The organism is Deltaproteobacteria bacterium, assembly GCA_020845775.1.
Classification (GTDB): Bacteria; Bdellovibrionota_C; UBA2361; order SZUA-149; family JADLFC01; genus JADLFC01.
In genome coordinates, this window is sequence record JADLFC010000124.1 from 1 (window position 1) to 11350 (window position 11350).

The following is an 11350-nucleotide window of genomic DNA, read 5'->3' on the forward strand; positions in this document are numbered from 1 at the left end:
GGCGGCACCTGAGTTTAAGGGTGATGCCCAAGGTTTAAAAAGAGATCGTTGGGGGTCCTTTATGTTACACGCACTAGTTACGGATCCAAACAATGAAAACGTAATCTATGCCGGATGTTTGGGAATTCTGGGCCACGACGATAAGACGATTTTTCGCTCTACTAATGGCGGGGACGCTTGGCAAACCATAAATAATAACCTTTATCAAACCGGCATAAACGCCATAGCTGTCAATCCGCATAATAGCTATGTATACGTTAGTACTTGGGGCGGAATACGCAAACTTCCACCTCCGCCAAGCGGCTCCGATACCACAGCACCCAACGCACCCACTGGCTTTAATTTGATTCCCTAAGGAACCGTAGTGTGTTTTTATACCATTTACAAAAATCCTTTTTGTAAATGGTATAAATTCACCTACCAACCTATTGAAGAACGTTTCTTATTCTCTCTGGTATGGATATAGGTCTTTTCTGCGAGTTGACACAGGCTAGCTTGGTATTGCCTTCCACAATTAGTTTTTCGTCGCTTTCCCTAAATACCTTGTAACAAAACTCTATCGTCACACCGCGCACCTCAGATACCGAAGTATGAATTACTAAGACATCGTCGTAATAAGCTGGAGCGCGATACGTACAGCTTACTTCGACCACTGGAAAATAAACTTCGGCTTTTTCTATCTCAAAATACGGCAACCCTTGCTCTCGCAAATATTCCGTTCGTCCCATCTCAAAGTAGACGAGAAAATTGGCATAATAGACAATGCCCATCTGGTCAGTTTCTTGATATCTAACGCGAGTTGTTATTTTGCTAATTTTCATAGCCCCTAATCTTTAAGCATTGCCATTTATACCATTTAGAAGAATACTTTTTGTAAATGGCATAAACAACAAATACCCTTTCCAAAAAGTAAAATATTTAACTTACTTTTTGGAAAGGGTATAGAGGACACCAGAGGAATATACAATATCTTCTCTTAAATGATAAACACTAAGTCTTATGATGGAAGATAGATCACAAACTCGCGATTCCAATGCACGTGACCGCCCCTGGGGCAAACAAACGCCGCTTCGCGACGAGGAACGCTTCCTAGAAGGGCCGAGGCATGCAACTCACGATTTCTTCCAAGTTGGACGAATTGCTCTCGAGTGCTTGAGGGGATTTATTAAACTGCGCTCTGTTGGGCCTTGCGTCACGGTTTTTGGTTCTGCCAGGTTTAACGAGGATAGTCAGTACTATCAGTTAGCGCGCAACATGGGCAATCGTTTGGCAAATCTCGGGCTTACAGTAATGACTGGCGGTGGGCCAGGCATAATGGAGGCTGCTAATCGAGGCGCTAGGGAGATGGGTGGCAAATCTATTGGATGCAATATCGTCTTACCACACGAACAAAAACCCAATCTGTACCTAGACGAATGGATTGCCTTTCGTTATTTTTTTGTTCGCAAGTTAATGCTAATAAAATATTCTTATGCCTTTGTCGTAATGCCAGGCGGATTTGGAACTCTTGACGAGGTATTTGAAACCGCCAACCTAATTCAAACCCAGAAGATAAAGGATTTTCCGGTCATATTGATGGGAACGGAATTCTGGCAACCTCTTCGCAATTTCATAGTGGACTCCTTGCTAAAGAACGGAACCATATCGCCAAAAGATGACTCCATTCTCTTATTTACAGATTCCGTCGACGAGGCAATCGAATGCATCAGCCATTGCATGGTTCGAAAATTTGGCTTTAAATGGCGTTCGCGCAAGCATTAGAGACTCTACTACTATCGCATTCTTCACAACAGCGAATCTCCTCAATCTTCTTAATAAATTCTGCCCTTTCTCGCTTATTGGGGATGGCATCCTCTAGCAGCTCATCCGATAACTCCTCCCCATTTAACAACGCTCCGAGAAGTCTAAGTTCGATGCCGGAAAAAGACATACTACACAAGCGGTAGTCATTAAAAGCCCTCCAGGTAATTGGAACGCGCTCGCTCACTATTTCGGCCATTGCGAGTGCAAACTCCCTTATCTCGTACTGGGCATGACTGCCCAACCGAAGATCCAAAAAGTGCAAGAGATTATGCAAATCTATCTTCCAATACCACTCCGTATACATGGCAAGCGGCAAATTGACTCGGGCAAGCTCTCGCCGCATACCCATTGCAAGGTAACCTTTGTAATGCTGATATATTTCAGCTTGCATCTCGCCAAATGTTAACGCCACGTCAGCAGAATTCTCTATTTGCGTTCCGCTGCCACCCTGCTTATTTTGCGCCGACTGAGTAGTGCATAGCTCGGGGCTCGGTTCATAAAACATTTCTGGCATCTCACTATACCGTCCACTCATCTCGTTTACGCTTGCCGTGCGATGCCGAATCCACTGTCTCGCTACAAAAATAGGCATGCGACAATGAAACTTAAACTCGACCATCTCAAATGGCGTCGTATGCCTGTGGCGCATGAGATAGCGAATCAACCCTTCGTCGGCTTCTAGTGTCTTCGTGCCAGTCTGATAGGAAACCCGCGCTGCCTGCACTATGGATGAATCATCACCCATACAGTCCACTAAGCGCACAAAGCCCTTATCCAAAACTCTAATCGCATCAGGTGGAAACGTAATCTCCATAGGTCTCTAACTCCACGTAGTCATTTTTCGCCTAGTATACCGTTTCCAAAAAGTAAAATATTTAACTTACTTTTTGGAAACGGTATAATAAATATAGCTTGCCCGTTGTGCTGTTCTATAATCCATCAAGATATTCATAAGATCTGCCGACAAATATAGCAACAAATGCGCAAGTCGAAACAACATTATGAATTCTCGGCTAAAAAAAACATTAAAAGCTGAACGAGGCTCTACCACCTTAGTATTCGAAGCAATTTTGCTAGTTATTCTGCTATTAGCTTGCCTGGCAACTCTGCGCTCTATAGAAGGCAAAGCGGCGAAAAATATGGAACTCTCATCGCGCTGGCTAAAATGCCCAAGCATCCTGGAATGCTCAACTGACCACTACTAACTTCGCATAATAAATCGGTTTTTCCTGGTGCACGAATAGCTTCTCAAATTCAGTACTGATGTTATTAGCAATAAACTCGCTTCCGTAAATGTCAAAAGTTTCCTCTAATATGCTGAAATTATGAAATGATTTCGCCAAATCGAGGAACGATTTGAAATACTCTTCATGATCTGTCTTTACTGATAAAAAGCCGCCCGTCTTAAGCCTATCTAAGCAAGTGTGCATGAAAGCTGTATTTAATATTCTATGTCTTCTTTGCTTAGTCTTTGGCCATGGGTCTGGAAAATTTACATAAACTGCCGAGAGTTTAATATTGGAAAAAATTTCATCTAATTTGCGAGCATCCATTCTTAGAACGTAGACATTTTCGACAGAATCACGCTTAGCCTTTTCGATAGTTCTCACAGCCCTTTTAAATCGTAGTTCAAAACCAAAGAAAGCCGCCTTTGGGTTTCTCCGACCTAGCTCGAGCAAATGCTCACCCGAGCCAGAACCTATCTCACAGTAAATCTCATTCGAGCAGTCGCAGATCGAACGAATCAGTGAGTGGTTCTCCACACATTCATCCGAATTAATAATCCTTCCTGGGAAGCTATATGATTTATCGCGATAAGGATTCACGCGGCATCAAAACAAATTAGGGCGCATCGGATGGCGAGTATAAAACCCCTGTCCCTTCATCCTTTTTCTCTTCGGGCTTTTTCTCTACTGGCTTTTCCACTGGCCTACACACAATCGGCCGACGTTTTGGAACTTTGTTAAGCGCCTCAATGCAACGCTTTTCTCGACTTCTCGCCTCCTCTATAAGTGCTCTTGCCTCTGCTAATATTTTGCGACTTAATTCTAGTTGGGACGACGACTCGTCGACAAGCATTTGAGACCGGCGCAGTGACTCATCTATCTCAGCAGACGCTTGCACCACAACAGTCTCTGGATCCTGCACTGGAAGCGCCGGCGCACAGGCGACTATAAAACGCACTGCGGTGCCAACAATAACAACCAACAGCAACGATTTGCAAAATTCTCTATTTGTTTTAAACATGAAGCCACTTATAGCAAATGTAAGAAAATATTCAGAGAAATTATGCGATAAATATCAACAATTTGCAAGTAAAGTGATCACGATAGCACATAGTCCGGACACGGATGACTTTTTTTTATTTTGGGCGATTGCCAGGCAAAAAATTGACCTAAAAGGGCTCAATTTTCAATTCTCTCAGCACGACACTAGAATATTAAATCGCCTAGCTGCTAATTGCTCTCATGATGTGGTAGCAATTTCCCTAGCTGCTTACCCTATGGTTCGAGAGAATTATCTAATACTTCCTCATGGAGCTAGCATCGGACGTGGCTATGGGCCAGTATTAGTTTCTAAACTTCTTTTCCCCATTGAAAGCATTAACGACATGCGCGTAGGTATTCCTGGAGATACTACAACTGCCGCCGCCGTACTTCGAGAATTAGCTCCAGACGTAAAAACAGTGGAGTATTCCATTGAGCCATTTAATGTGGGATTTTCTGCGCTAGAACGGCAAGAAATCGATGCACTATTGCTTATTCACGAGGGACAGATTTCTTATGGACGTCGAAACTTAAATTTAATAGTCGATTTGGGGAAATGGTGGTGCGAAAAAACAGGTTTGCCACTACCACTAGGCGTAAACGCAATTAGAAAGGATTTGGGCCCAGAACTTATAAGTAAAGTCTCATTCGTTTTGAGAGCGTCTATTAAATATGCGCTAGAACATAAGCAGGATGTTTTGCGGGATTTAGTTGGTATCAATTTACAGAGAAACGCGGACGTTAGTGATCACAAGCAAATCTGCCAGTATTTAGATATGTACGCCAATCGCGACTCCTTGGAGCTTACCGAAGACTGCAAAAGGGCTATTTCTCTGTTAATTGCCAAACTCACTGGGCTATTGCCCGAATCGATAATCGAATACGCCCCATAAGCGTATCTAGTGGTGGCTATATGTATCTGTCGTTTATGGAGTTTTTCTAAAAAGAACATGGACTTTTTTTAATAGCTATTATTATTTTTTTTAAGTCCTTTTGCTTAACAGACTAATGCATCCATTCCATAACAATACTAAAGGATTTGTCGGGAAGTTTGCTCTCCTGCTAAAGCCACCTAATGGATTAAAAAAGTTGTATTAAATATCAAAGTGTCTAAAAAGATTTCTTATTTATCAATCGCATTTAGCCCAAAATCATGGCTAGCATGGGTTAAACACTGGCATTCTCTTCCGGTGTTGTCCTGGCTCGCGGGAGCCCATTATTTTCGCGAGGGAGATTATGAACTAGCCTCCAGGCATTACCTTAAGGGACTTAGAGCGCATAGTCGCCATCGTGCCGCTAGTTGTGCGAGGCTCGATTATGCATATTGTCTATATAGGCTTGGCAAATGGATGGAGGCAAAGGAAGAGTTACAGGAGTTAGTTTGCGGCGATACGAAATTAAAACTGGCCTATCTGTTACTCGCTAAGATTGAGCTGCTAACGAGCCAACCGAACTCAGCTATCCGCGTTCTTGAATCATGTCTTAAATTCTTTCCAGATGATGTTCAGGTCATTACGCGCCTAGCCCACGCGATGGCGGAAGCCGGCGATATCGAAGATTCCTTTGATTACATACGCGCAATGCTGGCGCGATTAAAATCGCGACTTCCGATAGACGATCCACAAACGACTCCTGTCGATACTGCAATTTGCACTGTTGAACTTGCTCGAGGCAACCTGGCTTACGCTCAACATTTGCTTTCGAGAGTCCTTGCAGCAGAGAATGCGCCAATCGAAGCTTCGCTCCTAAAGGCGGAGCTATTACTCCAATGTGCGCGAGTAGTACAAGCACGAAAACTAGCTGTGCGAGTCATGTACGAAGCTCCGAGAGATCCTAGAGCGCCATTACTAATAGCTCGCAGCTATCTCTCTCCACCGAACCTAAGCGAACCTACATGGGCTGTCCAAATGGCTGAAATTGCATGTAGACTAACATTTTGGCAAAATACCAAGTGCATGGAAACTTTGGCATGTGCGTATAAGATGGCTGGTCGAGAGGATTCTTCGGAGTTGCTAATCGAGAGGACAATGGTTCTACAGCAGGTAAAGGAAATCAATCTCGAAACCATTAAGGAGATTGAAAATAGCGTAAAACTTCTACAGGATATTGATTTAGTCCATACTAAGGTGTTAATCAATTAGCTGTAATGAAGCAGCTATCGGCGGATGATATATTTAGAAAGTGGAATCACTTACTTGAGGCCGGAATCGTGTCTGGCATGGGTTGCTCTTGTTTTGTAACACTTGAAGGAAGCGCACCTAAAACTTGGGAGATAAAGGGAGCCGCCATCGATCTCGATAATATGGCGCTCCACAGCAGGGCTTCAAATGACGAGATCGGCCAAGCAAGAAATCGATGCGAATTATCCACCTCTGAAGATTGCTTTTTATCCATCGCACAAGGAAAGTTATCGCCACAGGTTGCTTTCTTGCATGGGCAATTAAAGCTTGCGGCAAGCCATTTGAGCTCTGCCTTGAGACTTGGTCCACTCATTGCGGAACTAGTAGAAAAATCAAGGGTTTAACGTGTTTGACGATCTTTATCAGGAACTAATACTAGACCATTCTCAGCACTCGCATAATAGGGGGAGCTTAGGCAATGACGTGCCAAATGTTTTTGTCAACAATCCCGTTTGCGGCGACGAATTGCATCTCTGGGTAGACTTTTCTAACGGTCGTGTTTCTGAGGCAAAATTTAGTGGGCGCGGATGCATGATTAGTCAGGCTTCGGCTTCTATGATGACGGATCTATTAAAGGGAGCCGATATTGTGCGTTTAAAACAGCTAATCGATGATTTCCAGAGCGCCTTAAATGGAAGCGGCGGCGAAGAGGACAAAAAACGCCTCGGCGATCTAGTAGCCCTAGAAGGGGTTAAGGATTACCCCGTGCGCATGCGCTGCGCTTTGCTAGCCTTTGAGGCGTTGCGCCAAATCATTCAAAAAGCTGAGGCTGCATCTCCTACTCAAGCCGACACGCTTAAAATAAGCGTCAACTGCTGCTAGCACCTACCAACGACCGGCCTGGGCTACTTAAGAATTGGGTACGCCCTTAAGTGCAGCCCAACATGCATCGGCAATGATCGGCGCAACTTCAGTGGGAGAGTTTTTAGTGTATCCATCTAGCCAGTCGCGCATAAAACTAAGTGGTATGCCGAAAAGAATCGACCAAAAAACTTCGGCATTTATTTTCGCAATTTCGCCTTTGCGAATACCATTCTTAATGGCCTTAGTAATTGTCCGTCCCAGGTGGTCAAAACCAATAGAAGTCGGACGAGCGACTCCAGTATTAAGAAATTCGTCATGCCTAGCTAGCCACAAATAATGAGACCAAAGAAGATGGGTTTCGGCAAACTGCAAAAAAGCTAACACAATGGATCTCACTTGCGTCTCTAAATTTGCATTTTGATCTACTGAGTCGTTTAATGCGGCGCGAAAATGCCGAATCCCCAGTTTATAGAGCTCACTGGCAATCTCCTCTTTATTTAAGAAATGATGATAGATTGAACCGATGGAGCATTTTGACTCGCGGCTTATATCGGGAATGTTGGTATTAAAATAACCTTGTTCGACAAATAGTTTAAGAGCCGCATTGAGCACTCGCTCACGAGGACCCTGAGGCATGTCCTCCACCGGTCCTTGGTGCGACGAAGGCATTATCGCTAATCACCCCCACCTGGACAGTGGCAGTCATCCTCTTCGCAGTCGTCGGAACCAACATCTACGCCTTCATTGAGTTTTTTTCGCAATATCTGACTCGGCTTAAACTTAACGACATTGCGCGGCGACAAAACTATACGATCTCCTGTTTGCGGATTGCGCCCTGGCCTAGCCTTCTTGCTCTTCACTTCAAAAACGCCGAAACCAGAAATCATTACCTTCTCGTCCTGCAACAAGCCGTCCTTTATGAGCTCAATATAATCTTCCACCAAGGCAGTAGCTTTTTGCTTATCAAAAGATAAAGTGACATAAATCTCATCAACTAAATCGGCTTTAGTTAAACATCTACTGGAGTCGCTCATAAGACCTTCCTGAGTGATTTAATAGGCTTGTTAAAAAATATAAAGCAGTTTTTTTACTGTATATAACTTAGTTTTTTGCGGAAGACAACGAGTTTATGCAAATAACCACCTATAATGACTGAATAATTGCCAATTCTGTCGAATCGGCACACAATAGAAATGTCTTTGTTAAACAAGTTAGCTTTCGCAACAAAATTGAGATGAAAGATAACTCTAAGAGATTTGAGTTTTTTTAAGCAGACCTGTATATCGTTTGCAGAAAGCAAGTTAAATATTTTACTTTCCGCAAACTGTATTTCTTGTTTTCTGGCAAGTGCCTTCGCGCTTGCTGTTTATAGCACATGTAAAAATGCTTTTTACATGTGCTATAGATTCTGCACCTAGTCAATTTTTTAAATGCATTAATCTTAAGCGTTATTTGCCGTGACTGAAACGATCAGAAGTAATAATCAAACAAGCTTTTCCTTTGGAGCTTCGCGAAGGATTTTTGTTCCGGGGCGAGTCCACGATATTAAGGTGGCGATGCGAGAAATAAGCATTGACACTTGCGAAGAAGACATAGCGACTAATTCAAAAACAGGTTTTGTTACATACGACACTAGCGGACCTTTTAGTGCAGGTTACAGCTCTATTACGGATCTTTCGAAGGGCATCGAGCCATTGCGCTTGCCATGGATACTTGGCAGAGAAGACACTGAAGTATCGAGCTCCAGTGGCTCATTAGCGCCGGACAGTTCTTTAAACAGCCACTGCGGCATAAAGAGGCCTTCAGCTTACAGGACGCCTCGTCGCGCTAAAGCTGCTTGCAACGTTACGCAAATGCACTATGCGAGGCGCGGAATAATCACGCCTGAAATGGAATACGTTGCAATACGCGAGAATCAATGCCTCGAACAAATGAAGGAATCCTTTTGCAGCGCGCTAGATTCACACCGTGGGCAAAGCTTCGGAGCTGCCATTCCTAGACTCATTACTCCTGAATTCGTCCGCGACGAAGTTGCTCGCGGAAGAGCCATAATTCCGTGCAATATTAATCATCCTGAAAACGAGCCAATGATAATCGGACGGAACTTCTTGGTAAAAATCAACGCGAATATCGGGAACTCAGTTGTTTCTTCTGATATCCGAGAAGAGGTGGAAAAGGCCATATGGGCATTTAAATGCGGCGCAGATACGATAATGGATCTTTCTACTGGAGCAGATATAAACGAGACCAGGGAATGGATTATCCGCAACTCACCAGTGCCGCTGGGAACGGTTCCTATTTACCAGGCGCTACAAAAGGTTGCTGGCGTGGCGGAAGAACTGTCGTGGGAAGTATTTCGCGATACTTTAATTGAACAGGCTGAACAGGGAGTCGATTATTTCACCATCCACGCCGGCGTTCTAAAAGATTATGTGCCGCTAGCGGCTAAGCGAACAACAGGCATAGTCTCTCGAGGAGGAGCTATTCTCGCGAAATGGTGCTTAGCTCACAATCGAGAAAATTTTCTCTTCGAACATTTTGAGGAGATCTGTGAAATCATGAAGGCTTACGATGTGGCTTTCTCCTTGGGAGATGGCTTGCGTCCCGGCAGCATCGTCGATGCTAATGATGCTGCGCAATTTGCAGAGTTAAAGACATTGGGCGAGCTAACAAAGATTGCCTGGGGCCACGATGTCCAAGTCATGATCGAAGGACCTGGGCACGTTCCGATGCAGTTAATAAAAGAAAACATGGACAGGCAGCTAGAGCTTTGTGGAGAAGCGCCATTTTATACGCTTGGCCCATTAGTAACGGATATAGCGCCGGGTTACGATCATATTACTTCTAGCATAGGCGCGGCGATGATTGGCTGGTATGGTTGCGCCATGCTTTGCTATGTCACACCCAAAGAGCATTTGGGCCTTCCGAACAAAGAAGACGTGCGCGCAGGGGTAATTGCCCATAAAATTGCAGCACATGCCGCTGACCTTGCCAAGGGGCATCCGGCAGCGCAGTTACGCGACAACCTAATGAGCCGCGCTCGATTTAATTTTCGCTGGGAAGATCAGTTTAACTTAGCGTTAGATTCAGAAAAGGCGCGCAGTTTTCACGATGAAACGCTTCCGTCGGAAAACGCGAAATCCGCTCGTTTTTGTTCCATGTGTGGACCTAAGTTTTGCTCCATGAGAATTTCACACGATGTAAAAAAACTTGGCCTAACTACGGACTCGACTTGTCCGATCGAGAATAGATCTGACTGACTAAATTGTTAACAGCTACTCGTTATAGAATATGCCGCTCACCTTAATACGCAAATATTCTGAACTAGTTGTTTTTTCGCATTCGATATTTGCTTTGCCGTTTGCATTAGCAGCATTTGTTCTTGCCTCGCGTGGTAGCGGAGAGTCTACGCCTATCCCAATTACGCCCATGACCTCAATCCTCGTGATACTGTCTATAATTTTTGCGCGCATGGCCGCGATGGCTTTTAACAGGCTAGCTGATTACAAATTCGATGCATTAAATCCTCGCACTGAGAATCGCAATCTGCCGACTGGCTCACTTACAAAAACCTCTGTTTCCATTTTTGTGTTACTCACATCTGCCTTATTCCTGCTATGCGCTGCCTTGTTGGGGCCCCACTGTTTAAAGCTCGCGCCGTTCTTATTGCTCATTCTATTTGGCTATAGCTTTACTAAGCGATTTACGCACTATTCGCACCTAGTGCTTGGCATTGCTCTAGCACTTGCACCTGGGGGTGCCTGGTGGACACTTCGCCCCGAAATATCTGTTACCCCGTTATTGCTAATGGCAACTGTTACATCATGGGTAGCTGGCTTTGATATACTGTATTCATGTCAGGATATAGACGTCGATCGCAAACTCTTACTGCACTCTGTGCCGGCAAGATACGGAATAAAAAAGTCTTTATTAATCTCAACACTTCTCCACCTGGTCGCTTCTATAGGGCTAATATTAGTGGGATTTAACATGCAACTTGCAAACGCCTACTACTACGGCTTATCTCCCCTCATCGCCTTTCTCCTCGGCCAACATTTTTTAGTAAGTAGCCACGACCTAAGCAAAATTAATCGCGCCTTCTTTACTTTTAATGGCATGGTTAGCATTGGTTACTTTTTAATAGTTTTATTAGCTAGCTAACAAAACTATTAAAAAGTAACCAACGTTATAGACACTTATGGGCAAATATGCGCTCAAAATTAATCGAAAAAGGGCACACATCAAGCTTAGGTGACGTTGACTGACGAGCTTACTCTTGCCAATAAACCAGACAAC

General features: G+C 44.1%; 14 protein-coding genes. 8 read left to right on the forward strand and 6 right to left on the reverse strand.

All coding sequences use genetic code 11. The features are described 5' to 3' along the window. The first annotated feature begins 61 nt into the window (after positions 1–61). The gene (locus IT291_08280) at positions 62–355 is read left to right on the forward strand and encodes a hypothetical protein (protein MCC6221219.1); all 294 of its coding nucleotides are present in this window, start codon (positions 62–64) and stop codon (positions 353–355) included. A 70-nt stretch (positions 356–425) separates the two neighbouring features. Here the strand turns inward: IT291_08280 and IT291_08285 are convergent, their stop codons facing one another. Next, complete coding sequence (locus IT291_08285) at positions 426–821, reverse strand: acyl-CoA thioesterase (protein MCC6221220.1); 396 nt, start codon at positions 819–821, stop codon at positions 426–428. A gap of 178 nt (positions 822–999) precedes the next feature. Between IT291_08285 and IT291_08290 the strand changes: the two genes are divergently transcribed. Continuing rightward, positions 1000–1761, forward strand: coding sequence for a TIGR00730 family Rossman fold protein (locus IT291_08290; protein ID MCC6221221.1), 762 nt, complete (start codon positions 1000–1002; stop codon positions 1759–1761). Here IT291_08290 and IT291_08295 read toward each other — a convergent pair. From IT291_08295 to IT291_08305, 3 genes are all read right to left on the reverse strand, one after another. Beyond that, positions 1736–2617, reverse strand: coding sequence for an FAD-dependent thymidylate synthase (locus IT291_08295; protein ID MCC6221222.1), 882 nt, complete (start codon positions 2615–2617; stop codon positions 1736–1738). The genes IT291_08290 and IT291_08295 overlap by 26 nt on opposite strands. Positions 2618–2990: 373 nt before the next feature. After that, positions 2991–3629: a tRNA (guanosine(46)-N7)-methyltransferase TrmB gene (gene trmB / locus IT291_08300; GenBank protein ID MCC6221223.1), complete on the reverse strand. Its 639-nt coding sequence runs from the start codon at positions 3627–3629 to the stop codon at positions 2991–2993. A gap of 16 nt (positions 3630–3645) precedes the next feature. Continuing rightward, entirely contained in the window at positions 3646–4050 is a 405-nt protein-coding gene (locus IT291_08305; GenBank protein ID MCC6221224.1) for a hypothetical protein, read from the reverse strand. A gap of 73 nt (positions 4051–4123) precedes the next feature. Between IT291_08305 and IT291_08310 the strand changes: the two genes are divergently transcribed. The 4 genes from IT291_08310 to IT291_08325 all read left to right on the forward strand — a co-directional run bounded on the left by IT291_08310 (position 4124) and on the right by IT291_08325 (position 7072). Further along, positions 4124–4963: an ABC transporter substrate-binding protein gene (locus IT291_08310; GenBank protein MCC6221225.1), complete on the forward strand. Its 840-nt coding sequence runs from the start codon at positions 4124–4126 to the stop codon at positions 4961–4963. Positions 4964–5176: 213 nt separating this feature from the next. Beyond that, positions 5177–6211: a hypothetical protein gene (locus IT291_08315; protein MCC6221226.1), complete on the forward strand. Its 1035-nt coding sequence runs from the start codon at positions 5177–5179 to the stop codon at positions 6209–6211. A gap of 5 nt (positions 6212–6216) precedes the next feature. Next, positions 6217–6594, forward strand: a complete 378-nt coding sequence (locus IT291_08320) for an SCP2 sterol-binding domain-containing protein (protein MCC6221227.1) — start codon at positions 6217–6219, stop codon at positions 6592–6594. A gap of 1 nt (position 6595) precedes the next feature. Beyond that, on the forward strand, positions 6596–7072 hold the full coding sequence (locus IT291_08325) for an SUF system NifU family Fe-S cluster assembly protein (GenBank protein MCC6221228.1): 477 nt from the start codon (positions 6596–6598) through the stop codon (positions 7070–7072). Between the two features lie 27 nt (positions 7073–7099). On the opposite strand, the gene IT291_08330 is transcribed toward IT291_08325, so the two are convergent. Both IT291_08330 and IT291_08335 read right to left on the reverse strand, forming a co-directional pair. After that, positions 7100–7723: a TetR/AcrR family transcriptional regulator gene (locus IT291_08330; GenBank protein MCC6221229.1), complete on the reverse strand. Its 624-nt coding sequence runs from the start codon at positions 7721–7723 to the stop codon at positions 7100–7102. A gap of 5 nt (positions 7724–7728) precedes the next feature. Continuing rightward, entirely contained in the window at positions 7729–8088 is a 360-nt protein-coding gene (locus tag IT291_08335; GenBank protein MCC6221230.1) for an integration host factor subunit alpha, read from the reverse strand. Positions 8089–8511: 423 nt separating this feature from the next. On the opposite strand from IT291_08335, the gene thiC reads away from it, so the two are divergent. Together thiC and IT291_08345 are read left to right on the forward strand one after the other, a co-directional pair. Beyond that, positions 8512–10314 carry a phosphomethylpyrimidine synthase ThiC gene (gene thiC, locus IT291_08340; protein ID MCC6221231.1) on the forward strand — a complete coding sequence of 601 codons (1803 nt, stop codon included), beginning with the start codon at positions 8512–8514 and terminating at the stop codon, positions 10312–10314. 31 nt (positions 10315–10345) lie between these two features. After that, a complete protein-coding gene (locus IT291_08345; protein ID MCC6221232.1) occupies positions 10346–11215 on the forward strand; it encodes a UbiA family prenyltransferase in 870 nt (289 codons plus the stop codon). Positions 11216–11350 lie beyond the last annotated feature (135 nt).